Consider the following 26,515-nt stretch of genomic DNA (forward strand, 5'->3'; position numbering starts at 1 on the left):
TCAGCCGAGTCGGGCGAGCACGGTGCGGGCGGCGTGGGCGACGTCCTCGGGTGGGCATGGCTGCCGCTCGACCACATGCGTAGGCGTGTCCAGCGGGCCGAGATTGCGCTCCATGGTCCCGGGCACCTTCTGCACGTAGGCGACGGTGACCAGGTCGCCCTGGCTGGTGTTGATGGTCGTGTGGTACTGACCGGCGGGGATGTGATAGACGTGCCCGGCAGTGACCTTCTCGACAGAGTCGATGCGGGCACGCACCTCTTCGCTTGTGGCGCGCAGCTCGCCCCGTTGACGGTCTCCGACGATTTCGAAGACCCGGTAGGGACCAAGAGGTCCGTCCGCGTCGGTTTTGATCATCTGGTTCTCGAGGCTGCCACAGTGCACGTAGCTGGTGAGGTTCCAGGTGTGCATGTGATACGGGGATGTGGTGATGTCCTCGGGGGTTCCGCCGTCGAGCCACAGGTGCAGGCGGAGCATGCCGGAGTCGTCCTTGAGCATGGGCACGTAGATGAAGCCGAGTGGGTGATAGATGGCGCCCAACCCGTGCTGAGCAGTGGTGAGAGCGTGCAGGAACGAGGTTGTCAGCGTCCCGAGCTGGTCGATGTCCTGGTGCTTGAGAATGAGATCCCGGATTTGTTCAGTTGCTGTGGTCACTGCTTCGTCGCCTCCCAACGTGGCTGATGGACGCTGACCGGTCTCACGCCAACGGCGCGCGGTAAACAAGAACGTCGACGGCTCGGCTGTCTGCCGCACGATGCAGAACCGGATTCATCTCGACGACATCGAGGTCACCCGCCAGGTCCATCGCCATGGCAGACAGGTTGGCCAGGACGAGGTGCAGGCGCTCGGCCCCGGCCTCCCCCAAGGCGACACCGCCGATACGCCGGTACGCATCGACAAGCCTGGCGGCGATGCCGGGTGACACCGGGGCGGGGGCCATGCTGACCCGGTTCGCCGCCTCGGCATCGGCACCACCGGTGCCGATGAACACCACCGGCCCCGTCTCGATGTCGACCCGGGCCCCCATGATCAGTTCGGCTGCGGGATCCGCCGATTTCTGCACGACGACCTCGGCATCGGGCAGGTCGAGGCGGACTCGAACGTCGACGAGCTGATCGAACGCGGCCCGGACGGCGTCCGCGTCGGCGAGGCCGAGCCGAACCGCGCCAGCGCGCCCCCGGTGAGCGAGGTCGACGTGGCTCAGCTTCATCGCGACCGGATAGCCCAGGACGTAACGGGCGAGGTGGGTGGCGTACTCGGCTGTCGGTGCCCCGTACTCAGGAGCATGGGGGATGTCGTACATCGCCAAGAGTCGCCACGCCTGCTGCCCCGGGACTGCGCCACCCGGCGCAGCCGAGCGGAGCAGGGCAGCCGCCTCGGCCGCCCGGTCCCGATTCGGCTGCCAGGCATCGAGTGCGGCTTGTCGCTCAACCATGATGTCCCGGTCGCGCAGCAGCACCGTACGCAGGCCGGCAACCAGCACGTCGATGGATGGCTCTACCGGGATTCCCGCAGCTTTCAGGTCCGGCGACTCGTCGGCCGTCCGCCCTTCGGCAGACCAGACCGACACCGGGATTCCGGCGGACGCCACCTCGATGAGGGCCGCCCGGACCGGGCCGAGAATCTCGTCCGGGCCAGCCTGCGCACCGTATACCAGCGCTCCGATGCGCGAGTCGGCCGCAAGCGCGCGGATAGCTGCCCGGTTGTGCTGTTCGTCGTGCAGCCCAAGGTCAACCGGGTTGAGGTGGGCGGCACCCCCGACTGCCGCCCGGATCCGTTCGGCGATCTCCGGTTCAACTGTCGGCACCGCCAACCCAGCCGCAGTCAGCCGGTCGGCCAGGAGCGCGGCGATCCCGCCGGAGCCGGACACCACACCAAGCGCCGGCATCGCGCCGGAATGGCTGCGCAGCAGGGCGGGAAGGCTGGTGAGCTCGTCGACGCTACCGGCAACGAACACACCTTCGGCTTCGCACAGCGCCCGGAACGCGGCGTGCGAGCCGACCAGCCCACCGGTGTGGTGCCGTACCGTCTCCTTGCCGACTGCTGAAGATCCCGCCTTGAGAACCACTACGTGCTTACCGGCGGCAACGGCCGTTCGGACGCCCGACAGGAAGGAATCGCGATCACGCAGCCCTTCCAGATACACCAGAACGGTCTCGGTCCCGGCGTCGTCCGCCACATGCCTCAGGAAGTCTCCGATCGAGACGTCGATCGCCTCACCTATCGAGCAGGACAACCGCAGGCCCATCCCGTTCCGGCGCAGACGGGCAACCAGTGAGCTGATCAGCGCCCCGCTCTGCGAGACCACCGACACCGGCCCGGGGAGCAACTCGGGTAGCGCGGCGAACGGTGCGGCCGTACAGGGGATGCGCTGCTCGACGACGCAGATGCCGTTGCTGTTCGGCCCGAGTACCGCCACCTTCGACTGCGTGACGAAGTCACGGATCCAGTCACGAGTGTCCTGGTCGACCCCGCCGAACACGACCGCTGCCCCGACGCCGAGCCGGTCGGCCTCAGCCAGCACGTCAGGCACTGTTGAGCTGCCGCTCATCACCAGTGCCAGGTCGGGTACCTCCGGCAGGTCGGCCAGCGAGCGGTGGCAGGGGATGCCGGCGATTTCCCGATGACGGGTGGAGACCGGCCAGGCGCGTACCGGCGACGCGTGCAGCAGCAGGTTGTGCAGCGGCCAGCTGGCTACCCGCTCAGCCTCCAGCGGCTCGCATCCGACAAGCGCTACCGACTCCGGTCGGAAGAGCTTGCTGAGGTCTCGGGGGCCGTCCATGGATCCACAATCGACCCTGCGGCCCGACGATCCCAGGCACGATCACCGGCGATATGATCCGCAGTTTGGGGCGAGAATCCGCAGTACCCGCGCTGGCCTGCCGAACGGCAGGACCTCCAGCGTCAGCCGCGGACGAGCGACCGGCTGATCGCGTGCAGCTTCTGTTCCGTCTCGCTGCCGGGCTCGGCGTGAAACAAGATCAGCAACTGGTCGTCGTCCTCGGCGGTACGCAGCACCGTGTCCCGTAGCTGCAGCAGGCCGAAGCGTGGGTGATCGAGCTGCACAATGCCGAGAGACTGCTCGCGGACCGGGTGCGCGTCCCACAATCGCGCGAAATCCGCGCTCACCGCCAGCAGATCCGTCACGACGCCGCGAATCTGCGGGTCGTCCGGGTAGTGCGCCTGCGACGCGCGAAGCCGGCCCACAATGTCCAGCGCCATCGTCTCCCAGTCCACGAAGCGTGGCCGGTGTGCCACGTCGAGAAACAGCTGCCGCGCCCAGTTCACCGCACCCGGATCGGCCCACGGGGCGTCGAAGGGCAGATGATCGGCGAACACCGCGTGGGCCAGGTAATTCCACCCGAGCACGTTCATGGATCGGCCGAGTACCCCCACCGGTGTCTCCCAGATGGTCCGGAGCAGGTGCTGGAGGTTCTCGGCGAGCGCCTCGGGGCCGTCGGCGGCGTGCTTCGGCGACTCCGCGCGTGACAGGCGGTGCATCTGTGCGCGGTCCTCCTCGTCAAGGCTCAGAGCGTTCGCGATGGCGTCCAGGACGGTCGGCGACGCCGTGACGGCGCCTTGCTCGATCCTCGTGTAATACGACACGCTCACAACCGGCGAGCAGTGTAAGAGCGACCAGGTGTCATCTCGGCGTCATGGAGTGGCCGGACCTGCGGTGACAGCCCCGACCACCCCTACGCCGTCACCTTCGCGTGACCGAAAGTGTTCGCATCTGCAGCACCGCGAACAACCCGACCACGGCGGCCTGCGCGACGAGCCAGATTCGGCCCACGGCCGTGAACTCGCCCGGCCCAGCGGCCGCCACCGCGAGCGAACCCGCAACCCAGGCGACGTTCACCGCGACGATGCCCCATCCCATGCCCGGACCAGCGGCGCGGTTCCGGGCGTACCAACCAACAAGCGCCGCGAAGACGACCAGGAAGAGGCCCGCGCCACGCTGCAGTGACGCGGAGGCCCCGAAAAGGTCGGCGAGCACGCTGGCGCCAGCGAGGTACATGACGCCGTTCGCACCGGTGACCAGAGCATCCAACAGGAACCACTTCCTACCTCCGCGCTCACGCGCGTCGGCCCGAACGGTCCGGGACAGGCGAGTCGTGGTCATCGGGTGGCCTCCCTCTGCTCACGAGCTGGCAGGTCGGAGAAGAATCCACTGATCCGACACAGCCGGCCATCCGATGCGACCAAGCCGTAGTCGACGCCTGCGAGAGCGACCTCACCCCCGGGGCCACGCAGCTCCCAACCAACCCGGAAGGTGTCGTGGTGCAGATCCACTTCCGTGGTGCGTACGAAGGCGTGGCCGGGGTAGTGCTGCTGCATCGTCGCCATCAGCGTACTGATGCCGGCGTGGCCGCGTCCGTCCAACGGAGGGTCCACGAGCGCACCGTCGTCGACCCAGCAGCCGGCAATCATCTCCAGGCGCCGGACCGGGTCCGGCTCACTCCAGGCACTGAGGTACGTGTCCACCACCCGGGTAAGTCTCGTGTCCCCGCCACGAACGGCGGCGTTGGTTGTCATCCTTGGTCCCTTCGTCAGCGTCGGCATCTGCCGGACAGAGCGAGCCTGACCCAGGGCGTGGGCGTTAACCAGACCAGGATCTGGATACCCACGCGTGTCCACCCGACCGCAGGAATCAGGACATCGCCCCGGCGAGAGGCCCATCGCTCGGTAGATCACCCACCCGGAGCATGGGCCGTATGGCGGTGGGCGGGCGTCGCGCGTCACCAGCGTCAGCGCACGGCTCCGACCGGCATCGCGGGCTCGATGGTCGGAGATGCCGAGGCTGAGCAGGTCAGACGCGCCAAGCCGTTGGCTTCGGGTTTCCTCGAATCAATGGTGCCGGGCCAGGACCGACGCCGATGCTCGACCCCGACGTGACCGGACTCGAAGGAGATCTCTGTGAAGCGCTGGGCTGCCCTGGCCTGCGGCCTTGTCGTGGGTGTCGTGTCCATCGGGGTTGCGCCCGACGAGGCGCGCGCCGACGACGACACGTGGTACGACAGGTATGTGGCAATGGACGCCGCAGTCGGTGACACCTATTACCGCTCGGCGGACGGTGCGCAACTGGCGTGGAACGAGAGCTACGTGCTTGACAGCTACGTCGACGTGTACGGACTCAGCCGCGACCGGCGTTGGCTGGACAAGGCCGTCACCCATATCGACGGGATGATCGCCGACGCCGACGACGCCGACGGTGATGGGTATCGAGGCTGGCAGACAGCCCGCTACTCACCCGTGGAGATCGACAACGGCGGGATGGAGACCGGCGCTCAGGGCGACAGCACCCTGCCGGCGGACTGGCTACGGTTTCAGACCACAAGCGCGAACGCGTTCCGCACCACTGACCGCCGCGCCGGCGCGTACGCCGCACGCATCGACTCCGACGGGCAACTGTGGCGCAAGCTGTACCAGCCGGTCAACACCTACCACCCGAACACTGTCTACCAACTGAGGTTCTGGTCGCGGACCAACGGATCGGCGGCGGGTGGCCAGGCGTACCTGTACGACGCCACCGCAAAGCAGGTGCTATGCAGCACCGACGTGACCGCCACGGTGTGGACGTACCACAGCCTTGACTGCCGGACCCCATCGGTGGCGGGCCACACGCTCCAGGTCTGGATCGGGCACAGGGACTACCGCGTCGCGGGCGGTCAGGCGTACTTCGACGACGTGGCGCTCAGCGGCAGGTTCCCGTATCTGGTGCACGACGGAATGATCGGGTCGTCGATCGCGCGGTTCGCGCGGCTCGTCGAGCAGACACCCGAGTTGCACGAGTCCTACCGGGCGAAGGCCGTCAGCTACCGGACGTTCCTCGAAAGCGAGGTGGTGCCACGGTGGGAGTCCAGCTCCTACATCGGCAACACCTGGTACGCCCTCACCTCGACAACCGGCACCTACAAGCAGTCACTGAAGATCGACGCCTTCTCGCACAAGCGCAACTGGTCGATCCTGCCTTACAACCAGTCACTGGCCTTCAGCAACATGCTGCTGATCCTGCATGAGATCAACGGCAACGCGGCCTACCTGGACAGGGCTCGCCTGAACGGCCAGTACTTCAAGAACGCCCTGACGCTCAGCGGCGACGCCTACACCTGGCCCTACTCGTACAGCTCGGCCCAGCCCGAGGACGTCTCGCACGCCAACATCGACGTCGGCGCGGCCCGCGAGCTCCACCGCCGCGGCATCGTCTTCACCCCCACCGACATGCAGCGGTTCACCAACACGCTGACGAACAGGTTGTGGAACGGGTCGCTCACGGCACCGAAGGTCCGCAAGTTCGTCGACGGCACCGGCGACGACAGCTTCAGCAAATACCTCGTCGAATGGACCGAGTACGCCCAGTGGGCGAAGGCCATCGCTCCGATCGTGTCCGAGCAGTACCGCCACTCCACCGTCAACCACGGCTACGACATGTTGGCACTGGCACGGATCATGAAGTGGGATCGGACGAAGCTCGTCAACCAGGGATTCGAGCTGGCAACCAGCTTCGACACCACCCAGCCGGCGCAATGGACCCGCGCGGGGTCGACCGCGACCACCGCCTTCCGGGACAGCGCCAACACGCACACCGGCCAGTACGGTCTGACCATCCGGTCCACGGGTGGAGCACCACAAGGCGTCTTCCAGAGCTGGGAAGGTTGGTCGCCGGCCACGTCCTACACGTTGACGTTCAGCGGCCGAAGCAGCGGTGGCGCGGCGGGCGGACGGGTGGTCGTGACGAACGTGACCACCGGCGCCGTGTTGGCGGCCCTGACCTTCACCGACCAGGACTGGACCGGTCACACCCTGACGTTCCAGTCGCCAGATACGGCGACGCAGACCGTGCGCGTCTCCATCGGCAACGCCGATCCGACCGTGGCCGGAGCCGCCCACGTGGACGACATCAGGATCCGCGTCACCGGGGAGCCTTGGTGACCGACCCGACACATCCGTGTGCCGCCGCAGCCAAGTCGTGCGGCGATCAACCCTCAGAGAGGATCCACACCATGCTGACCAGCTTCTACCCGGTGCTCGGCTCGCACGACGTCGCAGCCGCCAGGGACTTCTACACCCGGCACTTCGGGTTCGAGGTCACCTTCGAAGCCGACTGGTACGTCAGTCTGCGACGCACCGACGCCCCGCAGTACGAACTCGCGCTGCTCGACTTCACCCACCCCACGGTGCCCGCGGCCTACCGCAAACCGGTGCAGGGAATGCTGCTCAACTTCGAAGTCGATGACGTGGACGCCGAGCACCAACGGTTGGTCGGCGAGGCCGGACTGACCGAGGAACTCACGCTGCGCAGCGAGGAGTTCGGGCAGCGGCACTTCATCGTCGCCGCCCCCGACGGTGTGCTCATCGACGTCATCACCAACATCCCGCCCGCCGGTGACTACGTCGAGCAGTTCGCTCCCGGCATCGCCGAACAGCCGTCGTCCTGACCCACAAACCGCCGACCCCCGCGCATCGCGGCAGCACGGACAAGACGTGGTCGGGGGCGAGCGTCACGTACTGGTGCGCACCGACTTCCTCGCACACGCGGTCGAGCCTCGCCTCGATGCGCAACGCCGCATCGGGGCGGAGCCCGCGACGTGATGGCGGCACGTCGAGTCCACGAGCCCCGCTGCCATCCGTGACGCACGGCGAGGCCAGTCTGTTCGCCGCATTCGAGCCGGTTACGGCCAAGGTCATCGGGCAACTGCACCGCCGGCACCGCGATCAGGAGTTCCTGAAGGTCCTGAAGGTCATCGCCCCCCGCCAAGGCGGATCTGGACCTGGTGCTGGGCAACTGCGCCACCCACAGGACCCGGCCGTGTACCGATGGCTGGTGGCGCATCCCCCGCTTCCTCCTGCACTTCACCCCGGCATCGGCGTCCTGGCTCAACCTCGTCGAGCGCTGGTTCGCCGAACCGACCAAGCGCAGGCTCCGCCGATCCAGCCACCGCAGCCGCGCCGACCTTGCATTCGACGCACGAACCTGGATCGAAGCATGGAACACCCACCCAAGACCGTTCGTCTGGACCAGAACCGCAGACGAGGTCCTCAACAGCCTCGCCGGGGTTTCGCGGGCCAGGATGTGCCGAGAATGCGATTGGTGATCCGGGGCAGGGCCCGGGTGAGCGCCGAGGGCTGCGGAGATCTGCTTACCAGGGACACAGTCACCTGGCCGGGCATTGGCGAGGGCACGAGGCGGTCCCCGCGGGCGGCGTACCAGCGGGCTACGAGTTCGGGTACCAGGGCGGGGCAACGGTGGTGGCGGGCTATCCGCAGGGTGGCCTCTGTGGTGGCCCCTGGACATGGGAGGGCGCCGAGCGCGGACAGTCGCTCATGCAGTAGCTCCCCCGCCAGGTCGATCGTGCTGTAGAGGACCATCTGCTCGGCGAAGGGCCGGGATCCCTCGGCCAGATCCGCGGCGCCCTTGGGAAGCATGATTACCAAGGGTGACTGGCCGATAACAGTGCGCTGCAAGCCGCGAGGGACGACGGTCTGCTGGGCGATCGTGATGATGGCGGCGTCGAGAGTGCCCTCGTGCACCTGCTGCAGCAGAACCGGCCCGTGATCGATTTCCGGCCGTACGCTGACGCTGTCCAGCTCGATCTCCAGAGCGGTGAACACCATCGGGCTCAGTGCCTGGATGGTGCCCACTGCCAGCGTGGGAGTGTCGACGGCAGCAAGGACCTGGTCCGGTAGGGCATCCAGGTCGGACAGCAGCCGGGCGGCGTGGCGGGCCAGCTCCCTGCCGGCCGGGGTCGCCCGGGCTCCAGTGGTGTCGCGGTCGAACAGTTTCGTGCTCAGGCGGCGTTCCAGGGCGAGCAAGCGACGGCTGGCTGAGGGCTGGGCGATGAGTAGTTCTTTGGCCGCTGCGCCCACAGATCCATGCCGGGCCACGGCCTCCACCAGTTGCAGGTCGACGACCGTCAGGCGTGAGGTCATGCCCTCAGCGTATGAGCATGTCGAATGAGCCGCCATCTACCGGGCAGACAGGTGCTTCCTGAGGATCGAGGCATGCGCCGACCGCTGCTGATCCTGACCGCCATCACGTTCCTGACCTGCATTGCTACCCGCATGAGCGCCGTGGCCCTTCCTCTGATGGCGCTGAGCGAGACGGGTCAGGCGTGGGCGACCGGCCTAGTGGGTGGCGTGGCCGGCCTGCCGCTGCTGACCGTCGGCTGGTGGGGCCGCACCCTGCGCGACCGACTCACCTGCGGCCGCGACCTGGCCGTGGTGACCCTGCTCCAGGCCGTAGGGCTCGCGGTCCTGCCGGTGGCCGCGCTGATGGGACAGCTTGACGCGCTCGCACTGTGCGCCTCCGGGCTGGTCACCGGGTTGGCCGGTGCGTTGTTGGCCCCGGCCCAGCGGGCTCTGGTTTCCGACTTCGCCGACGCCGATGCCCATGGGAGCGGAAGGTCGTCGGCGGCACGGTGGTTGGCTTGGCAGGACCTTGCCCAGCGGGTCTCAATGATCTTTGCGCCTCCGGCCGGGGCCTGGCTCGTGGTCACCTGGGGTGCCGAGCAGCTCCTGTGGTGCGAGGCCGCCGTCGTCCTTGCTGGGGCTGCCGCCATGCTCGCCGTTCCCGGCGCAAGCACACCGCCGACAGCGGCACCGCGGTCAGGTGCACGGATCGACGGCGCCGCTGAGCGTGACGCCAGCAGCCCCGCAGTGTCTGCGACGGCCGTGCTGCGTGCCCGCCCGCAGGTAGCGGCCGGGATCCTCATGGCCGGCGTCGGTGGAATCTGCTGGTTTGGGTTCACCCTGGGCCTGGCCGTCCTCGGCGTCGAACTCGGCATGCCTGGCGCGCTGGTCGCCGCAGGCATGAGCGGGTACGGCACCGCCTCCGTGGCCACCTCGTTCCTGGCCCCCGTGGTTATCAACCACGTGCCCCGGATGGCCACGATGGCCCTGTCCTGGGCGGTGCTCGGCGCCGCCTTCGTCGCCCTCTCGGTGGCCGCGCCGAATCTAGTCCTGGTCACGGTGGTATCCGCCGTGGGCGGGGCGGCGATGCCATGGGGCATCGCAGCGCTCAACGCACTGATCAGCGAGCAGACCACAGGAATCGAGCGCCGCGTGGCATTCACGGCCGAGACCGTCATGCACTCCGGTGGAATCTCCCTGGGGCTGTTGGTCGGCGGCGCGGTCATCGGCTGGGCAGGAGCGGGCCCCGTCCTAGCCGCCACGGGCGCTGTACAGGTACTCGCTGCCGCCGCAGGACTCCTGCTGGGACGCAGGGCATTCTCCCGGGAGCACCAACGGACGCGGGAAGGCGTGGATGACGCTGCACGAACGACCGCACAGGTGGATCGCGGACGGGTCTTGGGCTGGACCGAGACAGGCGTTACGCAGGCGCGGCACCTCGACAAACGTGACCACGTCGCTCACCGGCTGCGAGGGGGCTCTCCGGTGCCTCGTAGCGGGTCGAGGAGATGACTACCTTATCGACTGCGTCCAGCCACTGGGCGAAGGTCCGGTCGCGCAGGTCGGCATTCTCGTCCTGAGCGACCGCAGGCCAGAATCCGCCGAAACCCTCGTAGTTCTTCCGGCCGAGCAAAGCCGTCGTGGCGGCGCCGCTCACCCGAACCATGTGGGCGCGAGAACCATCCGTGATGGCGTGGGAACGATCCAGCCCATGTCGTAGTCGCCGCCTGCCAGCAAGTACCATGAGCCATGACCACCCCTTACTGGGTCCGGCCTGAGCCGCCGTACTATGTTGCCGTTTTCACGATCACGCCAAGCGGAACCGATCCCGAGGGCTACGCCGAGATGAACCAGCGGATGGTGACGCTCGCTGAGGTTCAGCCCGGCTACCTCGGCCGGGAATCAGCGGTCCTGCCGGACGGCAGTGATCTGATTGTCATTTACTACGCCGACGCCGAATCGATCCACGCCTGGAAACGGAACCCCGAGCACGTGATCGCACAGCATCTCGGCCGGCAGAAGTGGCTGGCGCGTTACCGGGTTGAGGTCGCGAGTGTTGAGCGTGCCTACGAGTTCTGCGCGAGCTCCGATGCAGGTGCGGCACCAAGGGACCACGACTCTACGTTAGTACGCGGTCAAGGCGGCCCATCCACCCAAGGTCAGGTACGTAGCGCCAGCGATCCAACCCAACCAGTTCGCCGATGATCCCGATTGTCGCGAGAGGCTGCGCCGATGCAGCCGGGCACCGACCATCGCGTATCCAACGTCCATGGCGAGAGCCACGACGAAGAACCCGGCACCCAGGACCACCAGGTGCAGACGCGTCGCCGTAGCACTCAGGTCGGGCGGCACGAACTGCGGTAGGAACGCCACGAAGAACAACGTGACCTTCGGGTTGAGTAGGTTGACCAGCACGCCGTGACGGAAGGTATGGGACAGCCGGGGCGGTGGCCGGTCGACGCTGGTCGTCGTGCCCCGACGCAAGCGAAGCAGTGCCTGCACACCGAGGTACAGCAGGTAACCGGCGCCGAGCAGGCGTACGGCGGTGGCCGCGGCCGGCGATGCCGTGATCAGGGTAGCGCCGCCGAGGGCCGCGACCGCTAAGGGGGCCGGGCCCCGTCGGCCCGGCAGCCCTTATCCTTCGCCCGGTCCCGGAGCTCCGCGATCCGGCCATGGGTGACGGTGCCGGCGTGGAGTGCTCGGGTATCGGCAAGTCGGCGACTCATCGGTGATTTTGCGCAATCGAACTGTTCGTCGCGGGCGCGCGGCGCGCGAATGTCTGCAGATACTCGTCGATCTCAGCCACCACGGTGGTCTTGTCTGCCGCGTCGAGGAACGAGTACCGCACGGCCTGTCGGGCCAGTTCGGCGACGCCTCCCTCGTCGAGGTCGAGCAGCTCGGCGGCCACCTGGTACTCATTGTTCAGGGTGGTGGAGAACATGGGCGGGTCGTCGGAGTTGACCGTGACCGGCACACCGGCGGCCACCAACTGCGGCAGCGGATGCTCGGCCAGCGAGGGCACCGACCGGGTACAGGCGTTGGAGGTCGGGCATACCTCCAACGCGATGTCGTGCTCGCGCAGATAAGCCATCAACTCAGGGTCACGGGCTGCGGCGATGCCGTGGCCGATGCGTTCCGCGCCGAGATGGCGTACCGCATCCCACACGGCCTGCGGACCGGTTGACTCACCGGCGTGCGGAACGCTGCGCAGTCCGGCTGCCCGGGCGGCGGCGAAGTGCCCGGCGTACCGGGCGCGGGGGATGCCGGCCTCAGGACCCCAGCCCGAAGCTGACCAGCCCGTCCGGGCGCTGCTTGAGGGCCACCTCCAAGGTGACGTCGGCACCGGTCATCGTGGGCTCGCCCGGGATGTCGAAGCACCAGCGCAGCTTGATGCCGTGGTCGCGGTCGGCCCGCAGGCGGGCGTCCTCCACCGCCTCGCAGTACGCCTCGGCTGGGATACCGCGCACGATCGAGGAGTACGGGGTCAGCGTCAGCTCGGCGTACCGCACCGACTGTGCGGCCAGGCCGGCGCCGATGTCGTAGGTGAGCGTGGCTACGTCCTCGGCGTCGCGGATCAGGTCCACCACCGACAGGTACACCTCGATGAAGTGCGCGAAGTCAGTGAAGGTGAAGTACTCGGCCAGCAGTGCCGGGTCGGCCGGCACCGCAGTGGTCCCGGCGTGCCGTTCGGCCAGCCGAGCAACAGTCTGCGGCGTTGCTGAGCCGACGTGGTGGACGTGCAGTTCCACCTTTGGCAGGCAGGCGATGAAGTCAGTCAGGTCCGTTGCCATGAGCACAACCCTCACAGTGCGGGTGGATCCGCCGGAGGGCCGGTAGCCTCCCGACGGGAGGCGCCCTTGGAGCAATGACGGGGCCGAGCGTGGCGGATAGTCATCCGTCGCAGCGCCTCTCGACCGCATCGGCACGCTAGCAGGACCGCTCCGCGACGACAAGGCGACGATCGCCCTTAGCGGAGCGAGATCGAATGCGGCTTCGCGGTCGAGGAACTGCATGACGGACATCAGGTGAGGGTGGGGGCGCTCACGCTGATGGCCGGCGGTAGTAGCTATCGACAACCCGAGCTACACCGTTCGTTGAAGATTCAGGACCACGGCGGTCCGCACGGGATCCGAACTGTCGAGGTCAAGGCCATGTTCAACGACCCATCCCGCCGACGCGGGGGGTTCGCGAGAAGATTGTCGATTTCAGCCCAGCTCACAAAGGAGGCAAGGAGATCCATCCCCTTGCCTTCTCCAACATATAGCACACCGGGGGGCTTGTGGCAAGACCCCGGTTATGACGCAGAATCGTTGGCCGTCGCCGCTACCTGCCGAAATGAAGGTACGAAGCATATACGGAGTTGTCGATTAATGGGGGGGCGCAGTGACCGCGCAGGCAGGGATGGGACGGGCAATGCGGGTACGGGCACTCGGGCGCAAGCGCGAGGTGTACGCCTCATCCGACTGGATGAGGCCGGTCCATTGCATGAGAGGCGTCAGAAATGACGACATTCCCAACAAGAGATCGATAGATATGGAGCGCCGGTGACTCGATCAGCCAGTGCAATGCAACAGGGTACGACTGTCCCGGAGGTATCACGATGACCGAGCAATACGTGTTGGATCTTCAGAAAATTGAGGAAGTGCAGGTCGCGGTCGTTGGTGGCAAGGGCGCGCACCTGGGCGGGCTATCGCGGATCGGAGGCGTCCGGGTGCCGGCTGGCTTCTGCGTGACCACGGACGCCTTCCGGCGGGTCATGGCGGAAGCGCCGTCAATCGACGACCAGCTCGATCAGCTGTCGCGTCTGGACCCGGACGACCGGGAGGGGATCCGCATCCTCAGCGCGGAGATCCGCCAAACCATCGAAGGGATCGCCGTCCCGGGCGATGTGTCGGCGGCGATCACCGACGCGCTCGCGCAGCTCGGCGAACAGGTCGCCTACGCCGTCCGATCCAGCGCGACGGCCGAGGACTTGCCGACGGCATCCTTCGCCGGCCAGCAGGACACGTACCTCAACATCGTGGGGCCGTCGGCGATCCTGCGGCACGTCAGCCGGTGCTGGGCGTCGCTGTATACCGAGCGGGCAGTGACGTACCGCCAGCGCAACGGTATCGACCACCGCACGGTCCACATGGCCGTGGTCGTGCAACAGATGGTCTTCCCGGATGCGGCCGGCATCCTGTTCACGGCCGACCCCATCACGGGCAACCGGAGAATCGCCACCGTGGACGCCGGCTTCGGCCTCGGCGAGGCGCTGGTCTCCGGTCTGGTGAACCCGGACGTCTTCAGGGTGTGCGGCGACAAGATCGTCACGAAGTCGATCGCCGCCAAGCAGCGTGCCGTGTATGCACTGGACATCGGCGGTACGCAGGAAGTGGCGGTCGACCCGCGGCGGCAGGATCAGCCGGCCTTGACAGATGCGCAGGTCGTACGGCTCGTACAGTTGGGCCGCCGGATCGAGACGTACTTTGGCCGCCCGCAGGACATTGAATGGTGCCTGATCGACGATGACTTCCAGATCATCCAGAGCCGGCCGATCACCACGCTGTTCCCCATCCCCGCAGCCGAGGACGCGGAGAACCACGTCTACGTCTCAGTCGGCCACCAACAGATGATGACCGACCCCATGAAGCCCTTGGGACTCTCCGTGTGGCAGCTGACTGCCATGGCACCCATGCATGAGGCCGGAGGGCGGCTGTTCGTCGACGTCACCCATGGCCTCGCCTCGCCCGTAAGCCGCGCCGGCCTCCTCGAGGTGATGGGGCGGGGCGACCCGCTGGTGAGGGACGCCCTGGAGACCATTCTCGACCGCGGCGACTTCGTCCCGTCGCTCCCAGCCGCAGGTCCCGCCGGGCCGCCAGCCGGCGGCGGTGCCGCCCCGATCGAGACCGACCCGGCCATCGTCACCGACCTGATCAATCGCAACGAGGCGTCCATCGCCGCCCTACGGCGCGAGATCCGCACGAAGACCGGACCGGCGCTGTTCGACTTCCTGCTTGAGGCATTCGAGGAGCACAAGCGAATCCTCAGTGATCCGGTGAGCATGCAGGCCATCATGGCGGGGATGGAGGCCACCTGGTGGCTCAACGACCAGCTGCAGGAGTGGCTGGGCGAGAGGAACGCGGCCGACACGCTCACACTGTCCGCCCCCAACAACATCACCTCGGAGATGGGACTGGCGCTGCTCGACGTCGCCGATGCGATCCGTCCCCACCCAGAGGTGCTGGCGTTCCTGAACGGCGTAGAGGGCCAGCATTTTCTGGACGAGCTGCCGAAACTCCCCGGCGGGACTGAGGCGCGCGCCGCCATCGAGGCGTACCTCGACCGATACGGCATGCGCTGCGTCGGCGAGATCGACATCACGAGGCCGCGCTGGAGCGAACGCCCCATCACGCTCGTGCCGCTGATCCTCGACAACGTCAAAAACTTCGAGCCGGGCGCCGCCGAGCGGCGCTTCGCGCGAGGGCTTCAAGAGGCGCAGAAGAAGGAACAGGAGGTCCTCGCGCGCCTGCGAGCCCTGCCTGACGGGCCGCAGAAAGCCGCCGAGGCCAAGCGGATGATCGACCGGGTCCGGACCTTCATCGGGTACCGGGAGTACCCGAAGTACGGCATCGTCAGCCGTTACTTCGTCTACAAACAGGCCTTGCTGCAGGAAGCCGAGCGTCTCGTGCGGGCCAATGTGCTTACCGAGAAGGAAGACATCTTCTACCTCACATTCGAGGAGCTGCACGACGTCGCCCGCTCGAACAAGGTGGACAACCAGCTCATCCAGCGGCGCAAGGACGCGTTCCGGTCGTACCAGGCGCTCACACCTCCCCGGGTACTCACGTCCGACGGCGAGGCGGTCGCCGGGGCGTACCGGCGCGACGACGCACCGGCCGGCGCCCTGGTCGGCCTGCCGGTCTCGGCCGGGACTATTGAGGGAAGAGCCCGCGTCGTCCTCGACATCGCGGACGCCGATCTCGAGGCCGGTGACATCCTGGTCACGATCTTCACCGATCCGAGCTGGTCGCCCGTGTTCGTCGCGGTCGCAGGTCTGGTGACGGAGGTGGGCGGCCTGATGACCCATGGCGCAGTGATTGCCCGGGAATACGGTTTGCCCGCCGTCGTCGGCGTAGCGGATGCCACCCGGCTTATCCGGAACGGCCAGCGGATCCGCGTACACGGCACCGACGGGTACGTCGAGATCCTGCCTTAACCGAGAACACCGAAAACGCATCAGTTCGCTTCCGGCCAGCCCTCCAGATGTACCTGGTGAAGCTGGCGTTGTCGCTGGTCGTGAGCTGTCGTGGCGGGCATGGCTGACCCAGACGTCGAGGTGTTGGCCGGCGTTGCGGTGGCGGACCAGTCCGGCTGAGCCGCCGGCGAGGGTTGGCGACCGTGCCGAGGTCGGAGGAGCGGCTGCGGCGTCGGCCAGGTTGGTGCGGGTCGTCGTCGGTCAGCTTGTGTCCGGGTCGCGTAGTGATCCGCCGCCAATGGACCGGACGGGTACCGGATGGGGTCGACTCCGGTTCGTGGCAAGCAGGTTCAGCAGTACATTCCGGCCTGCCTGGTATCCGCAGGCCAGGATGCCTGCGGGCAGGCCAGCTGTCGGTGGATGCCGTCAGCTGGCCTGCCGTAAGGAAGGGCGGAACCGCCAGGCTGGTCGTACTGCCCGGCGGCCTGAAGCATTTTCGCTCCAGGCCGCCGCCGACCGACCGTCAGGCCGTGCGGGCGCCAGCCCGCAGGCGTTCGATGGTCAGGTCGAGAACGGCCTCGAGGTGATCGATCCTCCCGGTGGAGAGCAGCAGCAGTACGCCGCCCTGAATGCCGGCCAGCAGCGCCGCCGCGGCGCGGTCGGCGTCCACCTCGGCGGCGATGTCCCCGGTCGACTGCATGTGCCGGATGCCCTCGGTGATCGCCGCCTGCCAGCGCCACATGAGCCCGGTCACGAGCGCCTGGGCGCCCGGCGCGCGCCGGCCGGTCTGACCGAGCAGACCGTTGAGCGGGCACTTCACTCCCTGCGCGAGGTAGCGCTCGATGAGCCGGTCGCGCCACGCCAGCCAGGCCGGCCAGGAGGTCAGGTTGCTGAGCATCGGCTCCTGGTCGATGAGGACCTGGTCGGCCTCGTGCTGGGCCACCGCGAGCAGCAACTCCTCCTTGCCGTCGGGAAAGTAGTGGAAAAGTTGACCCTTGCTGGTGCCGGTGCGGGCCATCACGTCCTCAAGGCGTACCTCATCGACGCCGCGCTCCCGAATTTCGGCGGCCGCGCCGACGACGATCCGCGCCCGGGTCGCCTCGCCCTTGCGGGTAAACGCCCGTGTCATGGCACCTCCTGATCTGCATCTGCGGGTACAACCCTAGCTCAGGTTTGGACTTGCAGGTCCATTTTTAGCGAGCAAAGGTCAGGGACACGCGGCCCGCACCGGGCCGACACCATGATCGGGAGGACGCAACGATGAACCACTACTACCTGCTCGGGCGGTCCGGTCTGCGAGTCAGTCGGCTGGCGCTGGGCACCATGAACTTCGGCGTCGACGGCTTCCATGCCGCGTACGGCAAGACCGAGGAGGAGGCCGAGCCGATCTTCCGGCGATACCTGGAGGCGGGCGGGAATCTCATCGACACGGCGGACTTCTACACCGCCGGGGAGAGCGAGAAGATCCTCGGCCGCCTCATCGACCGGGCCGGCGTCCGCGAACGGCTCGTGCTCACCAGCAAGTTCACCAACAGTGTCGACCCGAGCGACCCCAACGCCAGCGGCAACGGCCGCAAGCACATCATGCGGGCCGTGGAGGCGTCGCTGAGTCGGCTCGGCACTGACTACATCGACCTGTACCTGCTGCACACCTGGGACCGGATCACCCCGGTCGAGGAGGTCGTGCACACCCTCGACGACCTGGTGCGCTCCGGCAAGATCCGGTACGCCGGCCTCTCCGACGTGCCCGCCTGGTACGCGGCCCGCGCGCAGAGCTACGCCGAGGCGCATGGCCTGGCCCCGATGATCAACCTGCAGCTCCCCTACTCCCTGGTCGTCCGGGGCATCGAGGCGGAGTACGTGGCGATGGCCCAGACCGTCGGCATCGGGCTGACCGCGTGGAGCCCGATCGGTGGCGGCCTGCTCAGCGGCAAGTACCGGCGCACCGGCGACGGCCTGAGCGGGACCGGCCGGTTGACCAATCCCGAGGCCGGAGGTCGCGCGGTCAGCCCCAGCGAATGGCAGGTCATCGAGGCCCTGGAGAGCGTGGCCGCCGAGCTGGGTCGCAGCATGGCCCAGGTCGCGATCAACTGGGTCGCCACCCAGCCAGCCGTCGCCTCGGTGATCATCGGGGCGAGCAACGCCGAGCAGGTCGGCAGCAACTTCGAGGCGCTCGACTTCGAGATCCCCGCCGACGCCCGTCGCCGCCTCGACGAGGCCAGCGCCCCGATCCTCGGAATGCCGTACGGCATGTTCACCCCGCAGTACCAGTCCTGGGTGGTGAACCCCGGCCTCGGCGTCGGCGACAAGCCGGCCGGCTACGCCCCGCCGGTGTTCAACGGCGCCGCCCAACCCACCAAGTGAAGGAACCTGACATGACACAGAGCAACGACACCCTTGTTCGTGAGTCGTCGAGGCGTTCAACACCAAGGACGCGGTCCTGGACGTGTGGCGCGGCGTCTTCGGCACGTTCGCGGAGATCCAGTTCGCGACCGTGCACCAGGCGGTCGACGGCGACATCGTGATCGCCGAGCAGGTCCACGGCCTCGGGCTGCCGGGTCGGCCGGTGGCGCCGGTCATGAACATGGCGATCTACGAAATCCGCGACGACGAGATGCACGAGTAAGGCGGACCGGAGGTGCTCCGTTACGAGGAGGCCCCAATTCCCGTCTCCGGGCCCGGCGAGGTCCTGATCAGGGCCGCCGGCACGTCGTTCAACCCGGCGGACGCCATCATCCGGGCCGGAGTCCTGCACCGCTCTCATCCTGTCCGGATGCCGCACATCCCTGGCACAGACGTCGCCAACGAGCATCCCGGTCGCCGGGCTCACCGCCTGGCAAGGCATCCACGACCAGAATCGGGTAGGGGTTCGGTCAGCGCATCCTCGTCAACGGCGCGGGCGGTGGCGTCGACCGTCTGACCGAGCCGGTCGACGCGGTGATCAACACAGCACCCATAGACGGTTCCGGCCTGAACCGGCTCGTCACCCTCATCGAGCCGGAGGGTCAACTGGTCTCCATCACCTCGTCCGCGTCATCGGACCGCCACCACGCGGTACGCGTGACGGTCATGACCGTCCGCTGGGATCCCACCCAGCTCGACGCGATCGCTCGCGGGGTGGATGCGGACCAGATCTCGCCGGTGCGATGCCTGGACAGCTACCAAGCGAGTCTCCTGCGGTGGGAGCTGGCTTGACACATGCCAGCCGCTGAGCATTTTCGGCGACGGTTGGAGCGTCCTCAGGCGCGAGGGGGTCGGTGTGCTTGGCGCGGCGGTGTGCTGCCAGCAGCAGGCCACAAGCGGCCAGAAGAATCACATCTTGTCCGACCCCGGGCCCGGCGATCACGGTGCCGACCAGAACCCAGGCAGCCATCGACCATGCGAGAAACTGCGGAGGCGTGATCCCGCGGCGATTCAGCCACAGCACTGTGAGGCCGATCAGGATGAGCGGTGGGCCAAAGCTGTTCACGGTGAGCCAGTACGCGCTCATGGCGGGGCTCATGTTTGCGAGTTCCTCACCCCACATCTCCCCGCCGAACCACGTCCCGGCGTGGCGAGCAGCGCCCTCCGCCGCCAAGCCGCCGAGGGTGTGCGCGGCTCCGTAGAACACGATGAGCCCGCCTGCCCACTTGACCATCTGAATTCTCCACTCGATTGCGGAGCCGCACGACGCGGCTCGTTGCGGCTGTGACTTCGCGGGATACCGCTATCCCGGGCCGCGGGTCAGGCGGGGCTAGTGGTGGTGCCCGCGCCGGCTCCGGTGTACCTGTCCCGGTTCAGCCAGGCGCGTTCCCATTTCCGGGTCATGGCCGGGTAGACGATCAGGTACCGGAACGGCTTGATCGCGGCCATGTACAGCCGTCCGAACAGGCCGTTGGGCTTGACCAGGGCAGCCATCCGCAGTTCGTACTCACCGTCGTTGTTCGGGACCCAGCCCAGGTGGCAGATGTCGTGGACGGTCCTGTTGGCCAGCTCGATGGCGCACTCGTCACGTAGCTCGTACACCATGGTGAACGGGGTGTTCGAGACCGGCTCCCCGGCCGCGTCCTGGCGCAGGTCCGGCGGCAGCCGGTCGCAGAGCGACTCGACCCGCCCCTTGACGCCCTCGTCGGGTCGGTCCCAGCCGAACACGGCGCCAAGCTTCCAGCGCACGGCGAACAGGAACCGGACCACCGCCGGGTTCTCGTTGAGCCCGCCGGCCGCCCGCAGTGCGGCCAACATCGCGGGAAAGTCGTCCGGCCCGGCGCCCGGTGTGCGGTACGCCCACACATCCTCGATCCGGAAGTCGGGCGTGATCTCGTGGATCCGCCACGGGCGGGCGGTGTGCTCAGCGTCGGGGAGCCTCATCGGAACCACAGGCCTCAGTCAGCGTGACCGGCGAAGAGAGAACCAGGGCGGCTGTGCCACTGTGACGGCTTTGCCGACCGACTCCTCGGCAGGTTCAGAAGGTGGATGGTCGCAGGTCCTGAAACCAAATGACATAGCTTCAACCCCTCCTGTTGTACGCTACCGTATAAGGCGAAGCTACACCGGCTTTTCGCAGTTACACAACCGGACGACGAGAGTGAGGTCAGTTACACCGTGGGTGCGTTGCGTACACCGCGCCAGAAGTGGATCGAGGAGGGACTGCGGGCGCTGTCCAAGGGTGGCGTGGATGCGGTGCGCGTCGAGGTCCTCGCCAAGGCGCTCGGCGTGACCAAGGGCGGGTTCTACGGCTACTTCGCCGACCGCGAGCAACTGCTGACCGAAATGCTGGACACTTGGGAACGCGAGAGCGTCGACAACGTCCTGAGTCGAATCGAGCAGGAGGGCGGTGACGCCCTGGACAAGGTTCGGCTGGCTGGCCAGCTCACCTTCTCCAGCGACCGCGTGCTCCCTATCGACCTGGCGATCCGCGACTGGGCCCGCCGCGACCAGGACGTCGCCGAACGCCTGAGCCGCGTGGACAACCGACGCATGCAGCTGTTACGCGAGGCAATCAGCAGTTTCTGCGCTGATCCCGACGAGGTCGAGGCCCGCTGCCTGCTCGCGTTCTGCTTGGCGATCGGCAGGCATTTCCTGGCCGCCGAACATCCTGACCGCACCCGTGACCAGGTCGTCGCTCGAGCCGCAGATCTCATCCTCAGCTCCCGCCCGGCAGCTGGTGGACCTGGTGCGCGTCGTGCTTGATGAACCTCGACGGGTCGGGAGAACCTCGGTCATTCACGGAACTCCCCTGGTCGATGATCTTCTTGTCTAGGTTCTGACTCGCCGCACACCGGATCCGTGGAACCTGGGCACAAGCTCCGTGGCGGCTCGGCGACGTGCTCATGCTTGGCATCCGGCGCACCCTCGCGACAGACGGGCCGCAGCCGGCCCACATCGTCGACCATGATCGACACCGACTTCATCGCCCGTTCGCAGGAGGCCGGGTCAAGTCGCCAGGCGAGCTCTCAGTGTGGCGCTGATCTGCATCAACGCAGTTCGCTGTTCCGCGCTGAGCACGCTCGCGAAATGCCTCCACACGGTGGCCTCGAGCTGCGCCTCAGCCCGCTTGAGGGCTTGCCGGCCGGCGGCGGTGAGCTCGACGTCGTCGCCTCTACCGTCGAGCTCACACGGCACGCGTGCGATGAGATCACGGCGCTCCATTCGGCCGAGTTGGCGAGACAGACGGCTGCGCGACCAACGCATCCGGTCGGCGAGGGCGGCAACGCGGACGCAGTGGGCCGTGCGTGCCGACGGAGCGCGATCGGGGACGAGTGGCACCAGCCAGGTGTCGAGTTCGGGTGTCGCGCCGCGGTCAGAGAGCGCGTCGACGGCCGCAAGGACGTCAACGTCTGGCATCGACAGCTCCACGGCAGCCTCAAGGTCGCGAGCCACCCGGGCGTCGAGGAGCAGCCGCATCTCCCGGTAGGCAGCCCATGCCTGCTGATCTGCCGCAGCCAACTTCTTGATGGTGGTCACACCGCGCAGTCTAGCGTGACCTTGTTGACGTGTAACCAAGTCGCGGGTACGTTGCACCATGTTTGGTTACATGTAAGCGACTGGAGCTCGTCATGGGTGGACAGAAGGCACGAGCCAAGGGTCTGGAGCGACGTACGACAGCCGCTTCGGCACGGCTGCCGGCCAGGAACGGCACCGGCGACGGGCCACGGTCGCGATCCCGGTGGAAGGCAGCGGCGCTCGCGGTCGGCACGCACACCTTTGGCGGTACGCAGTGACAACCGCCGTCCTCCTTGCCCTCGCGTCGGCGGTGAGCTGGGGCATCTCCGACCTTCTCGGCGGGGTGCGCAGCCGCAGGCTGGGGGTGGCGTCAGTGCTCCTCGTCTCCCAGGTGGCCGCGCTGGTCTTGCTTACCGGAAACGTGGCGGTACTGGGGGCACGTCCACCGGAGCCGGTTCACCTGATGGCCGCGGTTGGTGCCGGGCTCAGCGAGGTGGTGGGCGTCGCTGCCCTCTACCGAGGCCTGGCCACCTACAGAGCAAGCGTGGTGGCACCTGTCGCGGCCTGCGCGCCGGTTGTCCCAATAGCTGTCGGTGTGGCGCTGGGAGAGGTACCAGGTCCGTTCCGGTTCGCGGGGTTGGCCCTCGTCGTCATCGGGATCGTCCTGGCCGCGCACCAGCGGCGAGCAACGGGTGGCGGCGGCACCGGCACCGCTGTGGCGCACGGGGCGGTGGCCGCAGCCGGGTTCGGTGCCTTCTTCGTCTTCATGGACCTCGCCGGAGAGGGCGGGATCCCGTGGGCGCTTGTGGTGTCGCGGTTCACCGCGGTCATCGGGATACTCGCGTTCGTACTGGCAGTCCGGGCACGGATCGAGGTGCCGTGGCGAGCGGTACCGAGCCTGGTACTGATCGGAGCACTCATAATCGTGGCCGACGCCGCCTATACCGCCGCAACACATCTGGGCCATCTGAGCGTCGTGGCGGTGCTCAGTGCGTTTCACCCAGTGGTGACCATCGCACTGGCCGCAGCGGTGCTACGGGAGCGCATCGACCACATTCAACGGATAGGCGTCGCCGCATCACTTGTCGGAATCCTCGCCGTGACCGTCTGACACCTGCGCGACTGCGGACTCGGACGGCAGGCTCACGGAGATCGGGGATCTCCGTGAGGCAGCCTGGTTCCTGCCGAATCTGTTTGTCGTCGCAGACGACTACCGATTAGGCAGGACGATCTCGAGGGGTTCGGCGGCGGGCTGGCTGTCAGCGGTCAGGAGGTGTACGGAGAGGTTGACCTTGGGGTTGCGGGCGGGCGTGGTGAACACCGCGTATCGAGGGCCGCCAGGCCGGTCCGGCAGGGGTTGCGTGCGGACGTCGCGGGTAGCGCGTGCGTCTTCGGCCACGCGCAGAGTGGTGACCGTCGGGTGGACGGCGATCAGGGTGATCCAGTCTCCATCCTGATCCTTGCCCCCGAGCCGTTGGGAAAGCTTGCCGACGCGGCCCGGATCGGTCAGCCACTGCGACTCCTCGCTGACGTAGCACCCGGAACCGGGCGCCCCGTCCTTCGGAGCCTCACCGTAGGCAACGCTGGCAGTGTTCCACTCTTTGCCGACGATGTTGTTGCTCTCCATCACCAGCTCGGCCCCACCGAAGGTGTTTCCGCAGGCATCCCTGTGGAATGACGGGACAAGCCAGTAGCGCTCGTCATCCGCTGAGCCAGTGACGAAGGCGTCTCGGGGTGGGATCTGGTCGACGTCGCCGGGACCGATGGCGAGGGCGGAGAACGCCGCCACTGGCACGACGGCCGCTGCCAGGCCGATCGCCAGCCCGCGCCTGCGCCAGCCCCGTCGGGTGCCCACTACCGTTGCGGGCTGCGCCGGAACGTGCTGCGGTGCCTCATGGACGGGAGCGACGTCGGTGATCGTTGCCGCGACCGCGTTCAGCGTCCCGCGCAGCCGGGCGGCGAGAGCGGGATCGACCAGAAGGTCGAGGTCCTCGTTGCTCATGGGTTGAGTGCCTTCCGTAGATGTTCCAGGGCACGTTTCAGGTCGGACCGGACCGTCGCCGGCGGACGTGCCATCACCGCCGCGATCTCGACAAGCGTGAGGTCCTCGTAGAAGCGCAGGATCACCACAGTGCGCTGAACCAGCGACAACCTCTGGATCTCAGCCCACGTCTCATCGACCTCGGGCGGATACGTCACCGGCTCCGGTACAGGGAGCGTGCGTTCCCTCGCGGCGCGACGGTGGTGATCCGCCGCCTGGTTGACGATCGTCCGCCTCAGGTACGCCAACGGCTGCTCGATGCGATCCCAACGCGGCATCGCTGAGGCGAACGCGATCTGAACAAGATCCTCGCTGTGCTCCCGCGAGCCGGTCAGCAGATACGCCAACCGCAACAATCCCACGCGGTGGTCCTGATAGACCCGCACCAGCTCAGGCGGGTCTGTCGTCGTTTCCATCACACCTGTACGTCGCCCCCACAATCTGAAACGTGGCAGCTGGCGGTCAAAAAGAATGAACCGACCGAGGCCACAGCCCATGCTGGTGTGGACGAGACGACCAGCCGACGGGCCAGCATCCGGGACGGCCATGGGCGTCCGCTTCATCAGGAAGGCGCAGACAGCGGCCTGGGCGTACTGCGGTGGCATCAGCTGACAGGGACACCGACGCAGGTCCAGCACCGAACCGTGTCATCAACTGTCGCGTGCCCCAGCATGACGATCGACCCAGCGGTCTCGATGAAGGAGATCCGGCTCGGCATCGCCGAAGTGTCCATTCGGTGCGGGTCCGGGCTTGGCAGCCAGGCCGCACGCCGACAGCCGGGGAGTCGAACAAGCCGGTCCGCTGCCGCACGGATGCGGCACCGGACCCGCCTGCCGACTATCCGGTTGTCCGATTCAGTTACTTGCCGAGCAGGCCGACGAAGGACCCGAAGGCTGCCGCTGCGCGTGCCTGGAGCCGATTGGCCAGTGGTGAGCGGTCACGGCAACAGTCAGCATGACACCGAACCGACTCCCGACATATCTCTGGGCGTGCCCGGACCCCCTGCCGGACGGCCCCTTTCTTACACCGCCTACCCGGACATGACGTCGGGCGTACGGACGTCAAGGGCAGGTGCCTACCACGGAGGCGCCCTTCAACGCGCCCGTCCCGGTGCCGGTCCAATACCCGAGGTGTCGCCACTGGTAGGCCTCGACGCAAACGTGCTGGGAGCTGCGGCCATAGTAGTCGATCTTGACTTTCTTGCCCTGGTAGCTGCAGTTGTGGTACCGGTGCGAGACGTTCCCGGCGGAGTCCGTCTGGTTGTAGAAGCCGCAGGGCGGCGCCGCGCTGGCGACCGACGGGGCAAGGGCCAGACTGCCTGCCGTCACGGCGCCGATCAGTAGGGCCCGAACGATGTTCTTGCGCATGTACACCTCAAAATCGTCGTCGGCACGGTCCCACTCGGCACCGCACGTACGACGCTAGGCAGGCGCAGCCGCAGGACTGTTTCGTATCGCTGCCAGCGCGACGTCATCGCAGCCACGGATCAGCCGGGGTCGACACGGATCGACCCCGGCTCAAGATCAGGTTCAGGCGTGTTTCGTGAGCCGGTCAGCGCCCTCGCCCAGGCTGCGGCTCAGCTCAGGCGTCCTCTGCGCGGAGGTTGTGCAGGTCCGCGAGACCGGCGAGAACGGTGTCCCAGGTGTGCTCGGGGAAAAGTTCGTGTCCGGTGCCGGGCAGCGTGATGAAGCGCGCGCCTGAGATCTCGTAACTGAGCGCCTCGCCGTGCGCGGGTGGGAAGAACGGGTCGTCGCCGCCGTGGAACACGACCGTCGGGATGTGGATCGTGGACAGGCGGTCGCGCCACGGCTCGCCGGCGTCGATGAGGAACGGGTTGGTGATCTGTGCGGCGATGTCGCGGGCGTGCTCGTACAGCCGGGTGGCCAGCGCCCGGGTGGCGGTCTCGTCGAAGGGGCGGCTGGCGGCGGCGAAGGGACGCTCGGCGGCGACCAGGTAGTCGATCACCTGGGTGCGGTCGGACCAGTCCGGCTCGACCGGCTCTGCGGTGAAGAGGGCGCTGATCTCCTCGGTTGGGCCGGGTAGGTCGGGGTTGTCGTGGCCGGGGCCGCCGGGGGTGGAGGCGTGCAGTGCGAGTGACGCCACGCGGTCGGGGTGGTCGATCGCGAGGAGCTGGGCTGTCGCGGCTCCCTGCGACATGGCGAGAACGTGCGCGCTTCGCACGCCGAGCGCGTCCAGTGTCGCGGCGGCGTCGGAAACCAGGTCGCGCAGGGCGTAGTCGGGCTTGCCTGGCGGGTAGGTGGTGGAGACGCCGGCGTCGCGGCTGTCCAGCCGGATCACGAATCGTCCGCCGGCGGCCAGGCGGGCGCAGAATCGCTCATCCCAGGCGGCACTTGAGTGGCCGGCGCCGTGCAGGAGCAGCACTGCCGGATGTGCCGGGTTGCCGTCGGTCCGTACTCCGAGGTCGACGCCGTTCACGTGGATGGTCTGCATCTTGTCCTCCAGTCGCT

23 protein-coding genes and 3 pseudogenes are annotated in these 26,515 nt (G+C 67.5%); 10 read left to right on the plus strand and 16 right to left on the minus strand.

Features of this window, described 5'->3' with window-relative positions; genetic code table 11:
• The 5 genes from Van01_RS25765 to Van01_RS25785 form a co-directional block, all read right to left on the minus strand.
• Positions 1–651, minus strand: coding sequence for a cupin domain-containing protein (locus Van01_RS25765; protein ID WP_204012781.1), 651 nt, complete (start codon positions 649–651; stop codon positions 1–3).
• Between the two features lie 43 nt (positions 652–694).
• Entirely contained in the window at positions 695–2,779 is a 2,085-nt protein-coding gene (locus Van01_RS25770) for an acetate--CoA ligase family protein (protein ID WP_204012783.1), read from the minus strand.
• A 122-nt stretch (positions 2,780–2,901) separates the two neighbouring features.
• Entirely contained in the window at positions 2,902–3,609 is a 708-nt protein-coding gene (locus tag Van01_RS25775) for a helix-turn-helix domain-containing protein (RefSeq protein ID WP_204012785.1), read from the minus strand.
• 91 nt (positions 3,610–3,700) lie between these two features.
• Positions 3,701–4,048 (minus strand): hypothetical protein, encoded by a 348-nt coding sequence (locus Van01_RS25780; RefSeq protein WP_204012787.1) that lies wholly within the window; start codon positions 4,046–4,048, stop codon positions 3,701–3,703.
• Positions 4,049–4,116: 68 nt separating this feature from the next.
• Positions 4,117–4,533, minus strand: a complete 417-nt coding sequence (locus tag Van01_RS25785; protein ID WP_204012789.1) for a hypothetical protein — start codon at positions 4,531–4,533, stop codon at positions 4,117–4,119.
• Between the two features lie 381 nt (positions 4,534–4,914).
• On the opposite strand from Van01_RS25785, the gene Van01_RS25790 reads away from it, so the two are divergent.
• Entirely contained in the window at positions 4,915–6,930 is a 2,016-nt protein-coding gene (locus Van01_RS25790; protein WP_204012791.1) for a hypothetical protein, read from the plus strand.
• A 71-nt stretch (positions 6,931–7,001) separates the two neighbouring features.
• The gene (locus Van01_RS25795) at positions 7,002–7,436 is read left to right on the plus strand and encodes a VOC family protein (RefSeq protein WP_204012793.1); all 435 of its coding nucleotides are present in this window, start codon (positions 7,002–7,004) and stop codon (positions 7,434–7,436) included.
• 601 nt (positions 7,437–8,037) lie between these two features.
• Here Van01_RS25795 and Van01_RS25800 read toward each other — a convergent pair.
• A complete protein-coding gene (locus tag Van01_RS25800) occupies positions 8,038–8,928 on the minus strand; it encodes a LysR family transcriptional regulator (protein WP_204012795.1) in 891 nt (296 codons plus the stop codon).
• Positions 8,929–9,000: 72 nt separating this feature from the next.
• Here Van01_RS25800 and Van01_RS25805 point away from each other — a divergent pair, with 72 nt between their 5' ends.
• Together Van01_RS25805 and Van01_RS25810 are read left to right on the plus strand one after the other, a co-directional pair.
• Positions 9,001–10,419: an MFS transporter gene (locus Van01_RS25805; RefSeq protein WP_204012797.1), complete on the plus strand. Its 1,419-nt coding sequence runs from the start codon at positions 9,001–9,003 to the stop codon at positions 10,417–10,419.
• Positions 10,420–10,656: 237 nt separating this feature from the next.
• Positions 10,657–11,112 carry an antibiotic biosynthesis monooxygenase family protein gene (locus Van01_RS25810; protein ID WP_204012799.1) on the plus strand — a complete coding sequence of 152 codons (456 nt, stop codon included), beginning with the start codon at positions 10,657–10,659 and terminating at the stop codon, positions 11,110–11,112.
• Here the strand turns inward: Van01_RS25810 and Van01_RS33835 are convergent.
• On the minus strand, positions 11,032–11,538 hold the full coding sequence (locus Van01_RS33835) for a LysE family translocator (protein ID WP_204012862.1): 507 nt from the start codon (positions 11,536–11,538) through the stop codon (positions 11,032–11,034). The genes Van01_RS25810 and Van01_RS33835 overlap by 81 nt on opposite strands.
• A 91-nt stretch (positions 11,539–11,629) precedes the next feature.
• Positions 11,630–12,698: pseudogene (locus Van01_RS25820) on the minus strand (adenosine deaminase).
• A gap of 809 nt (positions 12,699–13,507) precedes the next feature.
• Here Van01_RS25820 and rph point away from each other — a divergent pair.
• Positions 13,508–16,105, plus strand: a complete 2,598-nt coding sequence (rph, locus tag Van01_RS25825; RefSeq protein ID WP_204012801.1) for a rifamycin-inactivating phosphotransferase — start codon at positions 13,508–13,510, stop codon at positions 16,103–16,105.
• 502 nt (positions 16,106–16,607) lie between these two features.
• On the opposite strand, the gene Van01_RS25830 is transcribed toward rph, so the two are convergent.
• A complete protein-coding gene (locus Van01_RS25830; RefSeq protein ID WP_204012803.1) occupies positions 16,608–17,213 on the minus strand; it encodes a TetR/AcrR family transcriptional regulator in 606 nt (201 codons plus the stop codon).
• A 131-nt stretch (positions 17,214–17,344) separates the two neighbouring features.
• Here Van01_RS25830 and Van01_RS25835 point away from each other — a divergent pair, with 131 nt between their 5' ends.
• The 3 genes and pseudogenes from Van01_RS25835 to Van01_RS25845 all read left to right on the plus strand — a co-directional run bounded on the left by Van01_RS25835 (position 17,345) and on the right by Van01_RS25845 (position 19,279).
• On the plus strand, positions 17,345–18,448 hold the full coding sequence (locus Van01_RS25835; RefSeq protein ID WP_204012806.1) for an aldo/keto reductase: 1,104 nt from the start codon (positions 17,345–17,347) through the stop codon (positions 18,446–18,448).
• A gap of 67 nt (positions 18,449–18,515) precedes the next feature.
• Positions 18,516–18,710: pseudogene (locus Van01_RS25840) on the plus strand (nuclear transport factor 2 family protein); the annotation flags it as partial.
• Positions 18,711–19,021: 311 nt separating this feature from the next.
• Positions 19,022–19,279 (plus strand): hypothetical protein, encoded by a 258-nt coding sequence (locus Van01_RS25845; protein WP_204012810.1) that lies wholly within the window; start codon positions 19,022–19,024, stop codon positions 19,277–19,279.
• Between the two features lie 88 nt (positions 19,280–19,367).
• On the opposite strand, the pseudogene Van01_RS33990 reads toward Van01_RS25845, so the two are convergent.
• Together Van01_RS33990 and Van01_RS25850 are read right to left on the minus strand one after the other, a co-directional pair.
• Positions 19,368–19,721, minus strand: a pseudogene (locus Van01_RS33990) (hypothetical protein); the annotation flags it as partial.
• 86 nt (positions 19,722–19,807) lie between these two features.
• The gene (locus Van01_RS25850) at positions 19,808–20,431 is read right to left on the minus strand and encodes a DUF2867 domain-containing protein (RefSeq protein WP_204012812.1); all 624 of its coding nucleotides are present in this window, start codon (positions 20,429–20,431) and stop codon (positions 19,808–19,810) included.
• A gap of 234 nt (positions 20,432–20,665) precedes the next feature.
• Between Van01_RS25850 and Van01_RS25855 the strand changes: the two genes are divergently transcribed.
• Complete coding sequence (locus Van01_RS25855; protein ID WP_204012814.1) at positions 20,666–21,253, plus strand: TetR/AcrR family transcriptional regulator; 588 nt, start codon at positions 20,666–20,668, stop codon at positions 21,251–21,253.
• Between the two features lie 243 nt (positions 21,254–21,496).
• Here the strand turns inward: Van01_RS25855 and Van01_RS25860 are convergent, their stop codons facing one another.
• A complete protein-coding gene (locus Van01_RS25860; RefSeq protein WP_204012816.1) occupies positions 21,497–22,027 on the minus strand; it encodes a MarR family winged helix-turn-helix transcriptional regulator in 531 nt (176 codons plus the stop codon).
• 253 nt (positions 22,028–22,280) lie between these two features.
• Between Van01_RS25860 and Van01_RS25865 the strand changes: the two genes are divergently transcribed.
• Positions 22,281–23,117 (plus strand): DMT family transporter, encoded by an 837-nt coding sequence (locus tag Van01_RS25865; protein WP_204012818.1) that lies wholly within the window; start codon positions 22,281–22,283, stop codon positions 23,115–23,117.
• Between the two features lie 99 nt (positions 23,118–23,216).
• Here Van01_RS25865 and Van01_RS25870 read toward each other — a convergent pair whose 3' ends face one another.
• From Van01_RS25870 to Van01_RS25885, 4 genes are all read right to left on the minus strand, one after another.
• Complete coding sequence (locus tag Van01_RS25870) at positions 23,217–24,008, minus strand: hypothetical protein (protein WP_204012820.1); 792 nt, start codon at positions 24,006–24,008, stop codon at positions 23,217–23,219.
• Entirely contained in the window at positions 24,005–24,685 is a 681-nt protein-coding gene (locus Van01_RS25875; RefSeq protein WP_204012823.1) for an RNA polymerase sigma factor, read from the minus strand. The genes Van01_RS25870 and Van01_RS25875 overlap by 4 nt, the downstream gene beginning before the upstream one ends.
• Before the next feature lie 423 nt (positions 24,686–25,108).
• Entirely contained in the window at positions 25,109–25,420 is a 312-nt protein-coding gene (locus Van01_RS25880; protein ID WP_204012826.1) for a hypothetical protein, read from the minus strand.
• Between the two features lie 208 nt (positions 25,421–25,628).
• Positions 25,629–26,498, minus strand: coding sequence for an alpha/beta fold hydrolase (locus Van01_RS25885; RefSeq protein WP_204012828.1), 870 nt, complete (start codon positions 26,496–26,498; stop codon positions 25,629–25,631).
• Positions 26,499–26,515 lie beyond the last annotated feature (17 nt).

Origin of the sequence: Micromonospora andamanensis (assembly GCF_016863495.1) — a bacterium.
Classification (GTDB): domain Bacteria; phylum Actinomycetota; class Actinomycetes; order Mycobacteriales; family Micromonosporaceae; genus Micromonospora; species Micromonospora andamanensis.